This is a genomic window from Dyadobacter sp. SRI_021 (genome assembly GCF_057586235.1).
This window is the reverse complement of sequence record NZ_JBYCZM010000008.1, coordinates 214436-233398: the sequence shown is the minus strand read 5'-3', so window position 1 is coordinate 233398 and position 18963 is coordinate 214436. Positions and strand designations below refer to the sequence as shown.

16 protein-coding genes are annotated in these 18963 nt (G+C 50.8%); 10 read left to right on the top strand and 6 right to left on the bottom strand.

Annotated features, from left to right (window positions below; genetic code table 11):
- Positions 1 to 9: 9 nt before the first annotated feature.
- From AC2YIT_RS24070 to map, 4 genes are all read left to right on the top strand, one after another.
- The gene (locus AC2YIT_RS24070; protein ID WP_487280848.1) at positions 10 to 825 is read left to right on the top strand and encodes an AraC family transcriptional regulator; all 816 of its coding nucleotides are present in this window, start codon (positions 10 to 12) and stop codon (positions 823 to 825) included.
- A 73-nt stretch (positions 826 to 898) separates the two neighbouring features.
- Positions 899 to 1372, top strand: coding sequence for a VOC family protein (locus AC2YIT_RS24065; protein ID WP_487280847.1), 474 nt, complete (start codon positions 899 to 901; stop codon positions 1370 to 1372).
- 149 nt (positions 1373 to 1521) lie between these two features.
- Positions 1522 to 2310, top strand: coding sequence for a DUF3050 domain-containing protein (locus AC2YIT_RS24060; protein ID WP_487280846.1), 789 nt, complete (start codon positions 1522 to 1524; stop codon positions 2308 to 2310).
- A 16-nt stretch (positions 2311 to 2326) separates the two neighbouring features.
- Complete coding sequence (gene map, locus AC2YIT_RS24055; protein WP_487280845.1) at positions 2327 to 3097, top strand: type I methionyl aminopeptidase; 771 nt, start codon at positions 2327 to 2329, stop codon at positions 3095 to 3097.
- On the opposite strand, the gene AC2YIT_RS24050 is transcribed toward map, so the two are convergent.
- From AC2YIT_RS24050 to AC2YIT_RS24040, 3 genes are all read right to left on the bottom strand, one after another.
- Positions 3092 to 3781 (bottom strand): ferredoxin reductase domain-containing protein, encoded by a 690-nt coding sequence (locus AC2YIT_RS24050; protein WP_430843728.1) that lies wholly within the window; start codon positions 3779 to 3781, stop codon positions 3092 to 3094. The genes map and AC2YIT_RS24050 overlap by 6 nt on opposite strands.
- 129 nt (positions 3782 to 3910) lie before the next feature.
- A complete protein-coding gene (locus AC2YIT_RS24045; protein ID WP_430843727.1) occupies positions 3911 to 4762 on the bottom strand; it encodes an AraC family transcriptional regulator in 852 nt (283 codons plus the stop codon).
- The gene (locus tag AC2YIT_RS24040) at positions 4722 to 7244 is read right to left on the bottom strand and encodes a M1 family metallopeptidase (protein ID WP_487280844.1); all 2523 of its coding nucleotides are present in this window, start codon (positions 7242 to 7244) and stop codon (positions 4722 to 4724) included. Before AC2YIT_RS24040 ends, AC2YIT_RS24045 begins: the two co-directional genes overlap by 41 nt.
- A 200-nt stretch (positions 7245 to 7444) precedes the next feature.
- On the opposite strand from AC2YIT_RS24040, the gene AC2YIT_RS24035 reads away from it, so the two are divergent.
- From AC2YIT_RS24035 to AC2YIT_RS24020, 4 genes are all read left to right on the top strand, one after another.
- Positions 7445 to 7747 (top strand): hypothetical protein, encoded by a 303-nt coding sequence (locus AC2YIT_RS24035; RefSeq protein WP_430843725.1) that lies wholly within the window; start codon positions 7445 to 7447, stop codon positions 7745 to 7747.
- Between the two features lie 27 nt (positions 7748 to 7774).
- Entirely contained in the window at positions 7775 to 10141 is a 2367-nt protein-coding gene (locus AC2YIT_RS24030) for a S9 family peptidase (RefSeq protein WP_487280843.1), read from the top strand.
- A 63-nt stretch (positions 10142 to 10204) separates the two neighbouring features.
- A complete protein-coding gene (locus AC2YIT_RS24025) occupies positions 10205 to 10987 on the top strand; it encodes a 3-keto-disaccharide hydrolase (protein ID WP_487280842.1) in 783 nt (260 codons plus the stop codon).
- A gap of 17 nt (positions 10988 to 11004) precedes the next feature.
- The gene (locus AC2YIT_RS24020; protein ID WP_487280841.1) at positions 11005 to 11889 is read left to right on the top strand and encodes a cyclase family protein; all 885 of its coding nucleotides are present in this window, start codon (positions 11005 to 11007) and stop codon (positions 11887 to 11889) included.
- A 68-nt stretch (positions 11890 to 11957) separates the two neighbouring features.
- Here the strand turns inward: AC2YIT_RS24020 and AC2YIT_RS24015 are convergent, their stop codons facing one another.
- A complete protein-coding gene (locus tag AC2YIT_RS24015; protein WP_487280840.1) occupies positions 11958 to 13235 on the bottom strand; it encodes a PQQ-dependent sugar dehydrogenase in 1278 nt (425 codons plus the stop codon).
- A gap of 112 nt (positions 13236 to 13347) precedes the next feature.
- On the opposite strand from AC2YIT_RS24015, the gene AC2YIT_RS24010 reads away from it, so the two are divergent.
- Complete coding sequence (locus AC2YIT_RS24010) at positions 13348 to 13674, top strand: hypothetical protein (protein ID WP_430843720.1); 327 nt, start codon at positions 13348 to 13350, stop codon at positions 13672 to 13674.
- A gap of 381 nt (positions 13675 to 14055) precedes the next feature.
- Positions 14056 to 15234: an AGE family epimerase/isomerase gene (locus AC2YIT_RS24005; protein ID WP_487280839.1), complete on the top strand. Its 1179-nt coding sequence runs from the start codon at positions 14056 to 14058 to the stop codon at positions 15232 to 15234.
- Here AC2YIT_RS24005 and AC2YIT_RS24000 read toward each other — a convergent pair whose 3' ends face one another.
- On the bottom strand, positions 15235 to 17409 hold the full coding sequence (locus tag AC2YIT_RS24000; RefSeq protein WP_487280838.1) for a c-type cytochrome domain-containing protein: 2175 nt from the start codon (positions 17407 to 17409) through the stop codon (positions 15235 to 15237).
- A gap of 46 nt (positions 17410 to 17455) precedes the next feature.
- Positions 17456 to 18910 (bottom strand): DUF1501 domain-containing protein, encoded by a 1455-nt coding sequence (locus AC2YIT_RS23995; protein ID WP_487280837.1) that lies wholly within the window; start codon positions 18908 to 18910, stop codon positions 17456 to 17458.
- Between the last annotated feature and the right edge of the window lie 53 nt (positions 18911 to 18963).

Genomic DNA, 18963 nt, shown 5'->3' with positions numbered 1-18963 from the left:
CCGGACCGGATGTATAAAACCCCAGATATTCGCGGGCTGTATATGCCAGTTCAGCCGACGGTCAAGCAGTCGGCTGAGCGGGTAACGTACCAGGAATTTCTTCCAGATAGCGCCTTGCAGGGCTTTATTTATTGTTATTGGCAATTGCGCACCACTATTCCGCTGGATGAGCCATTTCTCTATCGCGTAGTCGCCGATGGCTGCATCGACATCTTCTTCGACCTGCATAACCCCTCCGAAAACTTTGTGATGGGTTTCTGTAAAAAGTATACGGAGTTTCCGCTCGAAAACAGTTTCAATTACGTGGGCGTGCGATTTTTACCTACCATGTTTCCGCAACTCTTCAAAATCAATGCTTCGGAACTGAGTAATCGCTTTGAGAATCTGGATGTGGTCATACCTGACACAGCGAAATTTATCGCCTCAGCCTTCGGGCCGGGACTGTCTCCGGCGGGGATCAAGCGCAGGCTGGACGACTACTTCCTGCATTGGATAGCCAGTATTGATTTCAACCACGATCCCCGTTTGTACGGGGCGTTGGCCATGATCCTTCAAAATTTCGGTGTGCTGAATATCGAAAAAGACCTGGACACCGGTCTCAGTCCCCGGCAACTCCGCCGGCTTTTCGAATATTACATCGGCGACTCGGCCAAAACGTTCAGCCAGATCGTACGTTTCCAGAACATCCTCCGTGCCAAACCCTCGCAGCAGAGCCTCCGCGAGAATAAGCTATTTTATGACAACGGCTACTACGACCAGGCCCATTTCATCAAGGAATTCAAGAACCTCTACGGCGTGACGCCGGGGAAAGCATTCGGGAGGTGATTTTGTCCGTTTTTTACAATCCTGCTCCGCCAGCCAAGCCGTAATTTGTGTCACCAACAAAACGGACGGCATCATGAAACGGCTCATCCTACTACTGGCATTGGTCGGCATCTGCGCCAATGCATTCTCTCAAACCAATCCATCCACTCAAACTAAAAGCCAAATGAAACTGAACGCAGGCATTGTCACTTCCAAACTCGCTGAAACCAAAGCATTTTACACCCAGATACTCGGCTTCGGCGTTACATTTGAAAATGAGTTTTACTTGCTGCTCCACACGCCGGGCGGCGCGTCGGAACTTAGCTTCCTGCTACCCGGGCATCCTTCACAGCAACCCTTGTTTCACAAAGCATTCCAGGGACAAGGCATGTACCTGACCATCGAGGTAGACGACGTCGATGAACTTTACAAAGAACTTCAAAACAAGGGAATACCCATCAAAATTGATATCCGTGATGAGCCCTGGGGCGACAGGCATTTTGCGATCCAGGACCCGAACGGTATCGGGATCGATCTCGTGAAATATTCACCTTCGCAGGAGAAATAGCAGACCCGATACCATGCAGGTACCCTTCATGCACTTGCATGGTATTTTCTGTAAACCCCGGCGAAGCGCTTTACCAGATTCCCTTTATTTGCTGAAAATTCGAACAAACATTCTCAAAAGGCAGTTTAGAAGAAAGAACTACGCAAATAATGAACGATCACATTACCAGAATCCAGCAGAACATCGAGCCCCTCCGGCAGCAGATTATCCAGCACAAAGTTTATTCGGTTATCAATGACATCGAGGACCTGAAAGTATTCATGAAATACCATGTTTACGCGGTCTGGGACTTTATGTCGCTGCTCAAATCACTTCAAAACAGCCTTACCTGCACGTCTGTACCCTGGTTTCCGACCGGTGACGGTGAAACGCGCAACCTCATCAACGAGATCGTGGCGGGCGAAGAGTCAGATGTGGATAGTGAAGGGAATTTCAAAAGCCATTTCGAACTGTACCTCGATGCCATGGCACAATGCGGCGCCGATACCACGGAAATTGGCCGGTTTATTTATTCGCTGCGGGAGACGCGTGATTTCGAAAAGGCATTCGACGCAGCCGGCACACCCGAAAAAGCCCGTGAATTTGTCCGCTTTACATTCGACACCATCGGCACCAGGAAAGACCATTTGCAAGCCGCCATTTTTACCTTCGGGCGCGAGGACCTCATTCCGGGCATGTTTATGTCGATCATCGAGGACATACACCGCAATTTCCCGGACAGTATTTCCATTTTTAAATACTACCTTGAACGCCACATCGAAGTCGACGGCGACCACCACAGCCACCTCGCGCTTCGCATGACCGCCAATCTCTGCGAACAGAACGAGGCATTCTGGCAGGAAGCCGAACAGGCCACCATCGCATCCCTCGAAAAGCGTATTGCATTGTGGAACGGCGCTTTCGAGGAGATTACTTTACATGTAAGTGGGTCGTATTAATCAAGACTATAAATAAATGTCTATCAATAAAGAATCGGAACTGGCTGGCATGCAGGAAGCCAGCCGTGTAGTAGCTACTACTTTACGCGCGATGCGCGAGCATGCGAAGCCGGGTATGACGGCAAAGGAACTCGACGATTTCGGAGGCGAACTGCTCAATAGTTTCGGCGCGAAATCGGCACCGAAGCTCACGTATGGCTTCCCGGGCTGGACCTGCATTAGTGTCAACAATGAAGTCGCACACGGAGTACCTTCTGAAACAAAAATTTTGCAGGAGGGAGATCTGGTCAATATCGACGTTTCTGCCGAACTGAATGGATTCTGGTCCGATAACGGAGGCTCCTTCGTGCTGGGTGAAGATATTCACGGGCACAACAAACTGGTGAATGCGTCGAAACGGATCCTGGGCAAAGCACTTAGCCAGATCAAGGGCGGCGTAAGGATTGCCGACATTGGGCGGCTGATCGAGACGGAAGCCAAACGGTCAGGCTACAAAGTCATCAGAAACCTGGCCGGCCATGGCGTAGGGCGCAGTCTCCACGAGGAACCGCACGAAATTGCTAACTTCTACGATCGTTACAACACGACCCGCTTCCGCAAAAATAGCGTAGTCGCTATCGAAACGTTCATTTCAACCGCTTCCACAAACGCCGCTACTGAACGCGACGGCTGGACGCTCGTTGGCTCGCGCGGCGGATATGTAGCGCAGCACGAGCACACGATCATCGTTACGGACCGCAAACCCGTAATCCTCACGGCCATGAACGGCATTTTCGATGGATTATGACCAAAATCCCTGCACCTGGATCCCTAGCGGGGAATCATCCCGCTTTTTGAGCTCCTTCCGCAAACGGATGCAGGTGGGGATATGCCCCGAAATATAGACGTTCGAATTGGCCAGCTGCCTGTCGCTGGTCCATTTGAGCATCGAATGCAGCCCGCCGTCACCGTTTTTTTTCACCGGTTGGATATTCCAGTTGAAATACTCTTTGAATTCCTCGCGGTGATTTTCGTGGGCGATCGTAATGGCGCCGCTGATTTTACGTGTGCCGGCCAGCTGCTGCAAAGCCAGGTAATGCCCGATACTGCTCATGTCGCCGAAAACGACCATTTCTCCTGCATATGTGGGCCTGTGCATGGTCGCGCCTACGCCCACGTACGTAATGCGGTCGCCTGTGCGTAGCGACCGTATCCATTGCGCGCCCGGGCCGTCCTGTTCGGCATTGATATACAGGGTGCAGGTACGGATATCCTCATCCCAGCCGGCGGGGGTGTAATCGCGGTATATCCCCTCTCCGACCCGTACTTTAATATGCTGGACACGTTTCCAGCCACTCATATCCATTTCCGGGAAATGGACGTCCACTTCAAAAAAGGTAGCAGGTTCCCAGGCCCGTATCGCAAGTACGGTTCCAGTCTTTCCAAAGGCATTTTCAAGCAAGTGCAGCGCTTTCTGTTTGATGATGTTCATTTTTCGTGCAATTGGATTGGTGTTGTTTCATGGCTGACGGTCCAGCCGAAATTTTACTTTACAAAACAACACGCCCGCGCGACGAAATTAAAGGGCAAAAGAGGGGTAATGATTGGACAAATCGCGGTTTTATAACTTCCGAAGCTCCTCCCGGAACTGCCCGGCCGATTTACCTGCGACTTTCCGGAACAGCCTTGAAAAATAAGTATGATCTTCGTAGCCCAATCCAAATGCGATCTCTTTAATGCTCAAATCAGTATAATAAAGCAGCCTTTTAGCCTCCATTATCACTTCGTTTTGAATCCAGTGGCTTACCGGTTGCCCCGAAGTTTCTTTCACAACCTCATTCAGATAGGATGAGGTAATGCTCAGCATTCCCGCATATTCCGAGGGACTTTTCACAGTTTTAAAATGCTGTGATAAAAGTTTGCGAAACTGCGAAGTAATGGCGGACGGCCTTGTTTGCGCCGTCCGCTGCAAAATCTCCTTTTCAAAAAGTGAAGTAAAAATGCCCAGGCACGTTTTCAGCATCGATTGCATCACAGGATGTCCGTATTGCGAAGGCGCCTCGTAAAATTCCAACAGCAAGCGGAGGCTGCGCGTCAGTAGGTCCGCCTGCTCGGGATCGAGGCCGATTGGGAAGCCGTGTAAGGCATATTCGTCCACTACGGCGCGGTGGTGATCGTCGAGCAAGCTCATATCGACACCCAGGAACCAGCCATATGAGCCTTCCGTTTCCAGCGGGCAATGCACCTGGCCCGGCATGATGCAGAATACCCCGCTGCCCCTCAGCTCAACCTCCCGGAAATCGACCATCATCCTCGCATGGCCGTCTTCCTGGAAAAAGAAATTTCCGTGATCATCCCGGTGCGCATCCATATGCGGCGCATTCACCCGGTTCATCCGGTCGATGCGGTGCAGGGAAATGCCCAGGCCCGACTCATTGCTGAGATAATGCAGGGGAATACTCCTTCTGGGCATAAATAGTCGACAGTTTTACCGAGCGATCGAGCAAATCGGTGGCTTGCAATATTTTGTTTTTCAGGAAATACGGATAATCAGGATGTTCCTTTAAAAAAGTCTGCGCGATCTGCGCGGCTTCGGGCGACGAATGCCCGGCAAATGTGTTATGCAGCCAGCGCGTTGGAAAGAAAATATCACCGGTAAGCTGGATTTCCTGCAAGAGGTCGAGCGACGGGCGCAGGTATTTCAATGCACTTTGTGCCCGCAGCGGATGGTGCAGGTAGGCCAGCGCATCGAGTACCCAGGCCTCTTTTTCACGGTTTGCTTCCTGCTTTAATGTCTCAAAAAACGCGTCGCGCTCCGCTTCGCTGGCGCTCAGCGCGGGTATCACAAACTGCATTCTTGCCCTACGGTCGGGGTTCTTCGTCGCATTCAACTGGCTGTTCAGGATAGCTTTTCCATCCTCCTTTCCTTTCAATGCCAGCTCGTAAGCCAGGGAAATTTTGTCCTCTTCCGAAAGTACGAGACCCTTCACTTCCAGTTTGCCCGTCCAGAGTCCGTACATTTTCTGCCAGCCGTCGTCTGTCAGGGCCAGCGACTTAAATGCCCGGAAATAGGAGGTTTGAATGCCTTTGTCACGGGTAGTGTTCAAAAGCTGCCAGATTTCAGTTTCAACGCGCGCCTGATAGGCACCCCTTTGAGCTGCATTCAGGAACACCCACCAATCGCTTTGCAGGTTGCCCAGCAAATAATCCACCAGAAGCGGGTTTTGCTCTTTGGGTAATACATTCAAAATATCATTCACCAGCTTCTCCGGCCCGGGACCGTCGCCGCGCAGCAACCCTTCCCAGCAATTCACCAGCATAGCGCCCTTGAAAACCGGATCGGACACTTCCGCATTGCCGTAATGTGCAAAAAACCACGCTTTGGAAATGGTATCCATTTTAAAATACCCATAACCCGTCCCGTCATTATTGGGAAAAACAAGCTGCCCGTTTTGCATTGTTTTCAAAACCAGCGGCTGTTCCCACACGCGCCCCGAAACCGAATCTTTCAACTGCACCAGTTTGCCTGCTTTGATATGGTACTCCGGCATTCCCGGCGTTTTCACCCACACATTGCTCCATGTAGTAATGTCTTCCGGCAAGCGTTTGTCGATAATACCGATCAGATCGTCCCAGCGGGCATTACTAAATGAGTAGGTTTTCAAATATTCGCGCAAGCTCTCTCGCATGAGTTCCTCCCCAATCTTTCTTTCCAACTGCCGCATCACAATGGGTGCTTTCATATAAATGATGGCCCCATAGAGCGTCCCGGCATTTTTGAGGTTACCCAACTCCTGCAAAATCGGGTTGGTACCCGCGGTCCGGTCTACTTCGTAAGCATTGGGATAATGCGCCAGCAAAAAGCGGAGTTCGTGATTGATCTCCGGAAAACTGGGATGGACGATCTTGGCGGCCATGAAGTTCGCGAACACCTCTTTCAGCCATACGTCGTTGAACCAGTCCATCGTCACCAGATCGCCGAACCACATATGCGCCGACTCGTGCGCAATCACGCTCGCACGGGCCATAAGACGGTTCACTGAGGCATTTTCATCCAGAAAAAGGGCCGGTTCATTGTAAAAAATAGTGCCCGGATGCTCCATTCCGCCATATTGGAACGATGGCAGCAGTACGAAATCGAATTTCCCGAATGGATAGTCAATATTTGTGTAATCTTCCAACCATGCCAGCGACTTCGCGTGGAGCTGAAAAACCTCGTCGCGGTTGCGGTTTACTTTCGTGGTGTCGGTCTCGCGGTAGTACATCGTCATTTCGCGGCCATCCATCGTGCGTGTTTCCTTGAAAAATTTGCCCGCAGCAAATGCAAAGAGGTATGAGCTCACCGGCTTCGTTGCTCCGAAATGGTACACACTTTTACCATTTTCGGCCGTTTTAGCATGCAGCTTGCCGTTTGAGACAGCCTCCCACCCTTCCGGTGTTTTTAAAGTGAGCAGATACGAGGCTTTCAGGTTCGGCTGATCGAACAGCGGAAAGCAAGTGGAAGCGCGGTCGGGGACGAATAGTGTGTACAGATAATCCTCGCTCCTATTCAGTGACTGATCCCCCGCGATAAAATCGATTCCAACTTCATTTTTGCCTTTATTCAAATACTTTGCATCAATAACAATATGCTCGTTTACAAACTGATAATCTACTTTTTCACCTCCCACGCGGACCTCTTGTAAATGGCTGGTATCCACATTGAAATCCAGCATCAGCGCCGAGTCGAGAGCATCCAGATGAAATATAACAGTCTCTTTCCCCATGATCTTCCCCGCCTTGCCCGCAGGAATGTCCAGCTCGATATCGTACCGAATGCTGTCGATATGCTGCTTGCGGTATTGGTTCAGGGCGAATGAAACACCTTTTTCGGGGGTAGAGCTTTGCTGGTGCGTGCAGGCGAAGGCCACGAAAATTGTGGTCGCAAGGAAAATGAGAGGGCGTATGAAAGTCATGGGATTAAGGATACGCTCAAAAATAGCATATCCATTTTAATACTAGACAAAACTCGCTCCGTATTCCGTTACGAAACGTAACATTTTGTATATTGCTTCAAAAAATTCGCACACTATGAAGAAATGGAGATTCGCATCGCTTCGCAAAGTAATGCAGGTGCTCGCTGAGTTAGAAAAGCGGAAAAGGTAGAACAATGCATATGAAAACAATCACAGAATCAGCCCCTGATCAGCTCGATGAGCTGCTGGAAGCGGCACGAAAAACTTTGGCCAAAGCGCAAAACTATCTTTCGAAAGACGGCAAAATTTACGAACTGCACGATTGGGTGACCGTCGCCGAATATTGCAGACGCTTTAACATTCCTAACACACAAACCGTAAGCAACTGGCTCAAACGGGGCATTATTCCCGCAGAGGATACAATTGTTATTGAAGAACTCAACAACACCCGTCTCATTAAAGCGATTCCATATCAGGAAGAGAAAGTTGCCCCAGGCAACTGATTACATTGCATTTTCAACAGCTCAAACATGAACCACTTTTACAAGCTTTCCCTTTTCATCTTAGTTTTTTACATCAGCAATCTTAAAGCCCAATCCCTCGCCCCCCTCACCGTCGAGAAAATCATGCGGGACCCGAAAATGTGGATCGGGACTTCACCGAGCGATATTACCTGGGCGGATGACTCTAAAACGGTGTATTTCAATTGGAATCCTGACAAAAATCCTTCCGACTCACTCTATGCATATTCACTAGCAGGTAAGAAAATCGGCAAGGTAGCCCCTGCCGACCGCAGGCGTATGCCTGGCAAGAACGGTATCTATAACCGCGCCCGTACGATGCGGCTCTACGAGAAGAACGGCGACATTTACATGATCAATTACAAGGATTTCGCGATCCGCCAGCTCACCAATACGACCGAGCGTGAGTCTGATCCGGTTTTCAGCGGTGATGAATCGGCAGTCGTTTTCGAACGAGGTAACAACCTTTTCAGCATTGCATTGACTTCCGGGCTGATCAACCAGTTGACCGATTTTAAAACAGGCACTAAAAAAACTGACAACAAGCCCGGTGAGCAGGAAAAGTTCCTGAAAGCCGATCAACTTGCGATGTTCGAGGTTTTGAAGGAAAGAAAGGCAAAAAAAGATGCGGGCAAAAAGGTTACCGAAGCAGACAAACCGGCCAGGCCGAAGGAAATTTACCTCGGCGACAAAAACGTGACGAATCAGCAAGCGAGCCCGGACGGCCGGTTCGTGACCTACGAGCTGGTACAAACCGATAAAAGCGCCAAATCGACTATTGTACCCAATTATGTGACCGAGAGCGGGTTCACGGAGGAGATTCCGGCGCGGACAAAGGTGGGAGCACCGGCTTCGGAAAGCGAGTTTTGGGTATATGACGTAAAGAAAGATACGGCCAGGAAGGTTTCGACGACGGATATCCCCGGCATCTACGACAAACCCGACTACCTCAAAGATTATCCCAAACTGGATACTACCTGGAAAAAAAAGGAGCGGAAAGTGATCTTCCACGGGCCATTCTGGTCGGTTAATGGGCAGCATGCCGTGATAGTAATCCGGTCGCTCGACAGCAAAGACCGCTGGATCATGTCGTTTGACCCGGCGACGCTTTCACTTAAACTCCTCGACCGCCAGCGCGACGAAGCGTGGATCGGCGGGCCGGGCGTGGGCGGCTACCCGCAAAGCGCGGGGGAAATAGGCTGGCTCGACGACCAGACGATCTACTTCCAGAGCGAAGCCACCGGCTACTCGCATTTGTACACATTCAATATCGTTTCCGGCAAGAAAACTGCATTAACCTCGGGCAAATTCGAGGTACAGAATGTGGTGCTTTCGAAAGACAAAAAGACTTTTTACCTCATCACCAACGAAGTGCACCCCGGCGAACAGCACGTTTACCGTATGCCCGTGACGGGAGGCGCTCGCATACGCCTCACACACGCGCCCGGCGCGCATGAAATGACGCTTTCACCTGACGAGAAGACCCTGGCGATCCGCTTTTCGAAAAGCACTGCTCCGTGGGAGCTGTATCTGCTGGATAATGCGACCGGGAAAAACGGGCAACCCGTTCAGATTACCCGCTCCGTCTCCACCGAATTCCTGTCCTATCCATGGCGCGAGGCCAAGGTCGTAACCATCAAAGCCGGTGACGGCCAGGATATTTATGCGCGTGTTTACGAACCGAAACAATCGAATGGGAAAGCCGTAATTTTCGTCCACGGAGCAGGCTACTTGCAGAATGCCCACAAATGGTGGAGCCAGTATTTCCGGGAATATATGTTTCACAACCTGCTCACCGACAAAGGTTACACCGTGCTCGACATGGATTACCGTGCGAGTTCAGGCTACGGTCGCGACTGGCGCACGGGCATTTACCGCTTCATGGGTGGTAAGGACCTCACCGACCACACCGATGGTGCAAAATGGCTCGTGAAGACCTACGGCGTCGATCCCAGGAAGATCGGCATTTACGGCGGCTCGTATGGCGGCTTTATTACTTTGATGGCGCTTTTCACGACGCCCGATGTATTTACGGCGGGTGCCGCGTTGCGCCCCGTGACCGACTGGGCTGCTTACAACCAGTCGTATACCGCCAATATCCTTAACGAACCGCAGGCCGACAGCCTGGCTTACCGCAAAAGCTCGCCCATTTACCACGCGGCCGGATTGAAAAACAACCTGCTGATCTGCCACGGAATGGTGGATGTGAATGTGCATTACCAGGACGTGGTACGCCTCTCGCAACGGCTGATCGAGCTGGGCAAAAACAACTGGGAGCTCGCTTCCTATCCGATGGAAGACCATGGGTTTGTGGAAGCGTCGTCCTGGACGGACGAGTACAAGCGCATTTTGAAACTGTTCGAAGAGAAGTTGTAGCCGACCGGTGAGTAAATTCTAAAATTTCCAACCCTTATATCCAGCATAAAAAACGAAAACAACATGAACCGAAATTTCTCGAAGCTGAAAAGCATCTTCCTCGGCCAGGCGCTCGCCATTGCATTTGCCGGTCTCGCATACGCACAGGTAGGCGTGGGTGTGAAAGCTCCCAAAGGTGCAGAAGTGTACCTGGACGGCAGCCGCAAAATGCTGGATGAAAAATGGATTTACTGGGAAGGCCCGCGGTTTGCGGCCAAGCCGCCGATCAAATGGACGGTGGTGAACGACCCGGTCGATAAGGGCACGGTGATCAACTGTAACGATCCGGCGTCTGCGGGCGGGTTGTATGGTTCGGCGGATATTGTCACCAAAAAGCAATTCAAGGATTTCCGCGCACATGTAGAATTTCTGATCACAAAGCCCGGCGGGAACAGCGGTGTTTACCTTCAAAACCGGTATGAAATCCAGGTGCTCGACGGCGACACCACATCACACGGGATGGGCGCGGTGATCAACGAATCCAAATCGCCCTATTACGCATACAACGGTATTGGCAAGTGGAATTCGTATGATATTTTGTTCCGTGCGGCGCGCTTCAAAGACGGGAAACTGGTGGAGCAGCCGATGGTCACTGTCTATTTTAATGGCAAAAAAGTACATACTAATCAGAAAATCAGCCAGGTTTGGGGTGGTAAAAACTCGGGCATCGATGGCGGTAACGACGGAGGCAAAGGTATTACCGATACTCCCGGCGGTTTGAAACTGCAATCCGAAGGTCACGATGTGTATTACCGTAATATCTGGATCAAAGAAGTGGAACTGGCAAAGCCGGATACCAATTTCTAACAGCATTGCAATCCCCTATGGATCACCGAGTAGTTTTTGATTTTGAAATTGAGTTTACCAACGGCGGAGGTATTCAGGGCCAGGATTTCCGGCTGGATATTGCCAGCGAAACAATCTCCGACGCCGCGCTGGCCGATTATATCATCAAAGACCTCCGTCTGCTGATGGTTGGGAAGGTCCGCATCATCAATAAGTTTTATATTCAGGAAAAACATAAACGGCGGCCTGTCAACGAACCGTCGCCGGAATTGCTCGTAGATCTGAGTCATACAATTTTTGATGGATTAGTTACGTATAAAGGCCTTCCGGCACCGGTAATCTGCGATTTTCTCAGTCGGAAAGATTCAATCGGTAAATATGAAGAAGGTACCGAATTCCAGATCGGTAAAATCGAAATGGTGAGCAACACAGGCACCTACATCGACTGCCCATTTCACCGTTACGCACATGGGAAAGACCTTTCGGAGGTCGAATTGGAGGCTTTTGCGAACCTGGATGCCGTTACTGTCTACGCAATCGGAGCGCTGGAAATCGGGATTGAATTTTTCCAAAACCTCGAAATCCGGAACAAGGCGGTCATTGTAAACACGGGCTGGTCGAAAAACTGGAATACTGAAGCCTATTTTGAAGACCACCCGTTCCTCACGCGCGAGGCGGCCGAATACCTGCGCGACTGCGGTGTAAAACTCGTAGGAATCGACAGCCACAACATCGACGACACCCGCGGCAACAGCCGGCCGGTACACACGATTTTGCTGGGTGCCGGAATCCTGATCGTTGAGCACCTCTGCAACCTGGATAAACTGCCGGCCTCAGGCTATTTGTTCAGTGCAGTACCACCGAAGTTTAAAGGCGTAGGTACATTCCCGGTGAGGGCATTTGCCACATTACCAAAAGCATAGTTCTTACCAGCAGTTCCCAAAAAAACGGGATTGTCAATGTGACAATCCCGTTTTTTTACGCATCCTTATTACTTCTTTTTGTAAGCAATCTTAAAAATGGTTCCGTTGAGATCGTCCGTCACGTACAATGCGCCGTCGGGCCCTTGTGCAAGCCCGCACGGGCGATGCTGAATAGGGCCCGTCGGTTTGGCGAGGTCGGTACCCGCAAAATTATCGGCAAAAATCTCCCATTTGCCCGGCTTGCCATTGACGAAGGGCACAAACGCCACGAGATAACCTTTTTTCAGCTCCGACGACTGGCTGTGAAAGGCAATGAAAGCCCCGTTACGATACCGCGCCGGGAACATATTGCCCGTATAGAACATCAATGCATTCGGTCCCAAATGTGCAGGAAACGCTACCAGCGGATTGATGGCCTTCTCCCCGCCCGTTTTCTTCCCATCGCCGCCGTACTCAGGTGCAAGCATTTTCTTGTTCTGGAAATGATCGTAATAAATGTAAGGCCAACCCGCGTCGTCGCCTTCTTTCAGGCGATAGAGCGTTTCGGCTGGCAGCTCGGCACTGTGCTTGGGGGTATAATACTGCGGGTACATATCGTCGAACTTCCCGCGCCCGTGCGTAGTTGCATACAGGGCGTTGGTCTTATTGTCCCAGTCGATCCCCACCGCATTTTTTACGCCTGTCGCATAACGCGTACCGTCGGAGAATTGCTGATTCAGCTGCCCGGCCTTGAAGCGCCAGATCCCGCCCGCCGAATCCAGGATCGAGCAGGGCGACATGCCTTTCGCCGAGCCTGCCGCGCGGCAGTTGTCGTTGTAGGAGCCTACGGTCACGTAGATATTGCCATTATTATCCAGGGTAATAGGCTTTGCATTGTCGCGCCCGTGGTCGGTTAGCCCGCTGATAATGCTTTCCGGTTTGTCAAAATCAATGATTTCATCCTTTTCATTCAACTTATACCTGAAAACACCTTTGTTGGAAGAACTATATAAAAAGCCGTCCTTGATCGCGATGCCTGTGCCGGGGTAGTCGCCGAAAAGCTTCTGCTCATCGATCGCGCCGTCGCCGTTAGTGTCGCGCAACAGGTAAATACCTTTACCGTCTTTCAGTTTGGAAAGCTTTACATACATGTCGCCGTTTTTACCCACCACCATATGCCGGGTAGCCCCCAGGTCGGTAGCGAGCACGGTCGCCGAGAAGCCGGCGGGTAGTTTCAGTTCTTTGGCATCAACAGGCGCGTAGAGGGAGGATTTCTGGGGAGACTCGTTTCGGTAACCGAACAGTGCGGCAGCCGTAGCGGCCAGTACTGCCAGGGCCCCGGTCGACCGGATTAATTTTCTTTGCATGCAATCGTAAAATTGGGTGAAAACACTAATTTTAGGTAAAAGCGTACAGGAACGCTTTTTTAACCAATCCCAAAACGAGTAACCGATTTTAGTACATTTAACCATTACAACTATGGGTCCATACGATGAAGACGACGAACTATATGATGATGATCTTCCCGGAAATTATCCAGCGGGTGAAGACATTTACCGCCAGGGACTTATTGACCCGGATATTGATCCCGAAGACATTTCCCGCGTCAAGCGTGCACTCGACCTGGACGCCGACGAATGGAACGAAAAATCGTTTGACGACGACCTGACCGGCGACGATCTCGACGTTCCAGGCTCAGAATACGACGATGAGGACGAGGAAATCGGGAGGGAAGATGAAGAAAACAACTATTACAGTCTAGGTGGCGATAACCACGAGTGGCAGGAAGAAAACCAGGGCGACTGAGGCACGAGCAAACAAGCATTAGTACCGATATATCAACTTGTTATAGGAATATTTTGAAGAATTGTAGCTTAGAATATCGTCAGGCAACGCTCTTCAATTTATTCCTATACCCATGCAAAAGCACTTCGGGGGACTCCGGTCGCTACTACCTATCTTAACGTCTTTCCTCCTCTGCTTACTGCACACATGTAACGGAATCGATACCAGCCATTTACGGGCCGGGATATAAAAACCTTAAAAGCTCGCTGTCCGAAGACCTCGGATAATTTGCTAAGTGCATTTCTTGTAAAAGAACAGTTACGTACGGAATGCGGGTAAGGAGTTTCATTGTAAGTATGAACCAACCTGAGGTTGCTTTTCCCTAAAAACCAACCCGGAACCATGGCCGCATTTACGCCCGAAGCATTTAAAAAAGAGTTTGTTGCGATTCTCGATTATTGGGAAAAATACGGGCCGGATCCAGAGAAGGGCGGATTTTACGGGCGGGTGAATTATGATAACCAGCCGGTGAAGGATTCCGCAAGGTCGGTGGTACTTACCGGGCGACTTCTATGGACGTTTTCACTCGCGCACCGGTTGTTAAAAGAGGCCAAATACCTGACCCTGGCCGACCGGGCCTACCAGCAGCTGATCAAAAATTTCTTTGACGCCGGACATGGTGGCGTATACTGGTCGGTGAATGCGGATGGCTCGCCGCTGGAAACCAAAAAACAGATCTACGGCAACGCATTTGCGATCTACGGACTGGCCGAATATTACCGTGTTACGCATTTCAAACCGGCATTGGAAAAAGCGCAGTCCCTTTTTGAAGTGATTGAAAAGCATGCGTTCGACCCCGTAAATGGCGGTTACCGCGAGGCATTCGCCCGCGACTGGTCGGCGACGGACGATTACATCCTGAGTAAAAGCCCATGGAACAAGAGTATGAACACACATTTGCATTTGGTAGAAGCATATACCAACCTGTACAGTGTGTGGCCCGATGCAAAGCTCAAAAAGCAGACGGCCGGCCTGCTCGGCACGATCATTACACACATCGTGAATCCAAAAACCGAAACAATGCAGCTGTTCTTCGACGAGCAATGGAAAGCCAAAGACCATATCGTTTCGTTTGGTCACGATATCGAAGCCTCCTGGCTGCTTTTTGAAACGGCGGAAATACTGCACGATGAAAAGCTGATTGCCCGGATGAAGAAAAAATCTATCGCCATGGCCACGGCGGCCTCCAAGGGGCTCGGATTGGACGGTGCATTAAACTACGAATATGATCCCGAAACGAAGCATACCCAAACCGACCGCAGCTGGTGGGTAGCGGCTGAACAGCTTGTGGGGTTTTACAATGCCTACCAGCTTACCAAGGATCCACAGTTTAAAACAAAAGCCGAAAAAAGCTGGGATTACATCGTCAACGAGTTCGTCGACCACGAAAGGGGTGAATGGTTTGGCACCGTCAAAGAGGACGGCACACCGGTGAAAGGCGACAAGATCAGCTTCTGGAAATGCCCGTACCACAATGCACGCGCCTGCGCGGAAATGTGGCGCAGGCTCGGCAAAGCATAATCAATTGAGAAACATTTCATCGACGAGCAGCAATGCGCGCTTGTCTTTGTTACGGTGCCACGCGGGTATTTTGCTGAGCGGTTTAGCTACGATTTTAATGTAAGACACCTGCTGCGGCTTAAACGACCCCGCTACGCTGCGCAGCGACGGCCGCTCGCCTTTCACAGGCATAGGTGCCTTGAACTTCGTGAGCAGCTTCATATTCTCACGCGTGGTACCGCCCCATATTTCAACCAATTCGGGGGGGAAAATACCCGTATCTTCTTCCACCATGTAACGTACGCCGAGCGACGACAGCGTCACAGGCTTTTTAAACTCCGACACAAAAGCCATATCGTTGTCCTTAACGCCCGCCCAGTTGTTGGCCCAGGCGGGATTATTGGCCCCGATCACTCCCAGTTTATGATCGAAGAATGTTTTCACGCCATCGGCCTGGTGTACGCGGTTCAACGGGGCAAGTAATATACCGCTGTCGGGTTGGTAGGCACTTTTATAATAGTCGAATGTAATCATATCGCTGCCATACCAGCCATCTTTGTAGGCCTTGGCACGAATGGTTGTGTTACTGTTAATGACCGTTTTGTGGTCGAACAATGGAGATTTTATGCTATCCGGCTCCGAACCGTCCATCGTAAACCGCACATCCACGCCCTTGATCGGGTGCTGAATGTCCACAACCAGCGTCTGCGCGAAAATCGGCGAGGGGTTCTTCATTTGCGGTGGATTGAGTTTCAATGGGTTCTTGCCATCGTCTTTGAAACCTCCGATAATGTTTATACCCTTATTGGCCTGCTGCAATTGCGTAACATCGGCAGCCGACAGTTTTGTATCCCAAACAGCGACCGTTTTGACACTTTTCAGTTGAGGCAACAGCCCCTTCAAATCCTTCAGATCCAGTTTTGTGCCGGATAACGTAAGGTTTTGCAAATGCTTCAAGCCCGAAAGTTCCTTCAAGCCCGCTGCACTGACGTCCGTAAAATTGAGGTCGAGTTTGCGGAGATTTTCAAATTTCGCAATGCTTTTCAGATCGGCGTCTTTGACCGGCATTTTGTTCAGGTTCAGAGAGATGATCTGTTTACGGATATCACTCAGTTCCTCGAGCTGGCTGACGTTATATGCCGCTGCATTGTAAATATTCACCGCCAATGCGGGAGACTCGCGCGCGAGAGGCAATATCGTCCGGTAATCGGTATTGAGCGCCTTCACCTTGTCTTCATCAGCAGCCGGGAAATCGTATTCCGCTTCTTGTGTATGCGGTTGCAGGAACGCGGTAGCGAGCATTCGCAATGAATCGGAGGCAGGCAAAGCAGTCAGTTTTTTTTGGAAATCGGCTTTTTGTTTGACCCACAATGTCAGCAGGGAGATTTCCTGCAAAGTAAGCTGTGCCTTTCCCGATGGCGGCATGTGCTTTTTTTCTTCCATCGGTAAATGCACGCGTTGCAGCAAAAGACTCATTTGCGGGTTACCGGGGACAAGCAGCTTACCCGATTTTCCTCCTCTCATAATCGATTGCGGATCGGTCAGGATCAGTTCGCCTTTGAGTTTATCGGGATTATGGCAGCTTGTACATTTTTGTTCGAGAATAGGCTTGATGACGTTGGTATAAACAACCGCCTGATCCAACGGCACTTCCGTAATTTCCTTTTTATTGGAAATGGGCTCCCAAATGAAGTTACTGCCATGCGTGAGTGCAGCGCCATAGTGGCCCGTCAGTACGAGGGCCACGACAGCCATCAATGCACCTGCTCTGGCCGCTATCGATTTGTACCACCGGGCATTCCTTACCCAATAAATGACAGATGCAAAAAAGAAGATACCTGCTCCAGTCCACTTGTGGTAGGTCAGCGTAGCGCCTTCATAACCTTCCTCTCTCGACAAAAACAGGCCCATAATCACCGTTACCGCCGCAAAGAGTGCCCCGATCAGCAGCAGACCCTGTAAAAAGTTACGGTAGAATGCATTGCCTGCATATTCCGGTCTGAAGCGGAAGAACTCGAGCAGCATGGCCAGCAACAGGATCACGATCGGGAAATGCAGAATGAGCGGGTGCATCCGGCCGATGGTTTGCAGCCACGCCGGGATCACGAGTTTGCTTTCGAAGAGCAGTAAAAACAGTATAAAAATATTGGAAGCAACCAGTAACTGTTCCGCGAAAACCCTGAGTTTCAAATGCATTTATAATTCACCAAAAAATGACCAATGATAAACAATTCTGAAAAAATCAGCTGATAATGTCCCTGACTACCTTGCCCGATACGTCGGTGAGCCGGTAGCGGCGCCCAAGGTGTTTGAATATCAGCTTTTCGTGGTTCAGCCCGAGCTGATGCAGGATCGTCGCCTGAAAATCGTGCACATGCACAGGGTCTTTGGCAATGTTGTAGCCAAGTTCGTCGGTTTCGCCGTAGACAATCCCGGGCTTGATACCTCCGCCGGCCATCCAGATCGTAAAACAGCGCGGGTGGTGATCCCGGCCATAGTTTTCGGGTGTGAGCTTGCCCTGGGTGTAACTGGTACGGCCGAATTCCCCGCCCCAGATTACGAGCGTTTCGTCGAGTAGCCCCCTTTGTTTCAAATCGGTGACCAAGGCAGCGGATGCCTGGTCGACGTCCATAGCTTGTTTGGTTATTTCAAATGGCAGGTTACCGTGCTGGTCCCACCCCTGGTGATAGAGCTGCACAAACCGCACACCGTTCTCTGACAGTTTGCGTGCGAGCAGGCAGTTGGCCGCGTACGTACCCGGCACCAGGCATTCGGGCCCGTACAGCTTGATAATATCATCGGATTCTTTGGACAAATCCATGACTTCCGGTACCGCGGTTTGCATGCGGTAGGCCATTTCATATTGTTTAATCTTCGCTGTAATTTCCGGGTCACCAAATTCCTGGTACGACAATTCATTTAGTTCCGAAAGCTTGTCGAGCATATCGCGGCGCTCTTTGCGGTCCATTCCTTCGGGGTCACGCAGGTAAAGCACCGGATCTTCCCCTTTACTGAACTGCACGCCCTGGTGTACCGAATCGAGGAAGCCGTTGGACCATAATTTCGAATACACGCCCTGCCCGTTTCCGACACCGCGCGACAGCAATACCGTAAAATTCGGCAGGTTTTTATTCTCATTCCCCAATCCATAACTCAACCACGAGCCCATACTCGGCCGGTTTCCCTGCTGCGAGCCCGTTTGGAGGAACGTCAATGCCGGATCGTGGTTGATGGCCTCGGTGTACATCGAACGGATAATGCACAGATCGTCCACGATTTTGGAAGTATAAGGCATAAGGTTGCTCACCCACGCCCGCGACTGGCCATATTGTTTGAAATCCACGAAAGATCCGACCAGCGGAAACGACGCCTGGTTGGCCGTCATGCCCGTGAGTCGCTGCGTACCACGGACGGAAGGCGGTATTTCCTGCCCGAACATTTCGCGAAGCTTCGGTTTATAGTCAAAAAGCTCCTGCTGCGAGGGGGCGCCATTTTGGAACAAGTAGATTACCCGCTTCGCTTTAGGCGCGAAATGCGGGATACCTGGCGCGAGCCCCTCCTCCTCGAGTCCGCCCCCTTTCAACAGATCGGGCATGAGCAACGAGCCCAATGCTACACTCCCGATGCCGAGGCTCACCGTGGACAGGAAGCGCCTTCTGTTGAAACTAAATCCGTGTTCAATGATTTCCTTTTCCATTTTATTTGAACTTCGGCTTTCGGCTGTCGGCCGTCGGCCTTTTTTTAAATACT

Coding starts and splice junctions, on each gene's coding strand:
- AC2YIT_RS24000 (WP_487280838.1), bottom strand. CDS start 17,409: ATGCATTTGAAACTCAGGGTTTTCGCGGAACAGTTACTGGTTGCTTCC.
- AC2YIT_RS24015 (WP_487280840.1), bottom strand. CDS start 13,235: ATGCAAAGAAAATTAATCCGGTCGACCGGGGCCCTGGCAGTACTGGCC.
- AC2YIT_RS24060 (WP_487280846.1), top strand. CDS start 1,522: ATGAACGATCACATTACCAGAATCCAGCAGAACATCGAGCCCCTCCGG.
- AC2YIT_RS23995 (WP_487280837.1), bottom strand. CDS start 18,910: ATGGAAAAGGAAATCATTGAACACGGATTTAGTTTCAACAGAAGGCGC.
- map (WP_487280845.1), top strand. CDS start 2,327: ATGTCTATCAATAAAGAATCGGAACTGGCTGGCATGCAGGAAGCCAGC.
- AC2YIT_RS24070 (WP_487280848.1), top strand. CDS start 10: ATGTATAAAACCCCAGATATTCGCGGGCTGTATATGCCAGTTCAGCCG.
- AC2YIT_RS24025 (WP_487280842.1), top strand. CDS start 10,205: ATGAACCGAAATTTCTCGAAGCTGAAAAGCATCTTCCTCGGCCAGGCG.
- AC2YIT_RS24030 (WP_487280843.1), top strand. CDS start 7,775: ATGAACCACTTTTACAAGCTTTCCCTTTTCATCTTAGTTTTTTACATC.
- AC2YIT_RS24040 (WP_487280844.1), bottom strand. CDS start 7,244: ATGACTTTCATACGCCCTCTCATTTTCCTTGCGACCACAATTTTCGTG.
- AC2YIT_RS24005 (WP_487280839.1), top strand. CDS start 14,056: ATGGCCGCATTTACGCCCGAAGCATTTAAAAAAGAGTTTGTTGCGATT.
- AC2YIT_RS24020 (WP_487280841.1), top strand. CDS start 11,005: ATGGATCACCGAGTAGTTTTTGATTTTGAAATTGAGTTTACCAACGGC.
- AC2YIT_RS24050 (WP_430843728.1), bottom strand. CDS start 3,781: ATGAACATCATCAAACAGAAAGCGCTGCACTTGCTTGAAAATGCCTTT.
- AC2YIT_RS24010 (WP_430843720.1), top strand. CDS start 13,348: ATGGGTCCATACGATGAAGACGACGAACTATATGATGATGATCTTCCC.
- AC2YIT_RS24045 (WP_430843727.1), bottom strand. CDS start 4,762: ATGCCCAGAAGGAGTATTCCCCTGCATTATCTCAGCAATGAGTCGGGC.
- AC2YIT_RS24065 (WP_487280847.1), top strand. CDS start 899: ATGAAACGGCTCATCCTACTACTGGCATTGGTCGGCATCTGCGCCAAT.
- AC2YIT_RS24035 (WP_430843725.1), top strand. CDS start 7,445: ATGAAAACAATCACAGAATCAGCCCCTGATCAGCTCGATGAGCTGCTG.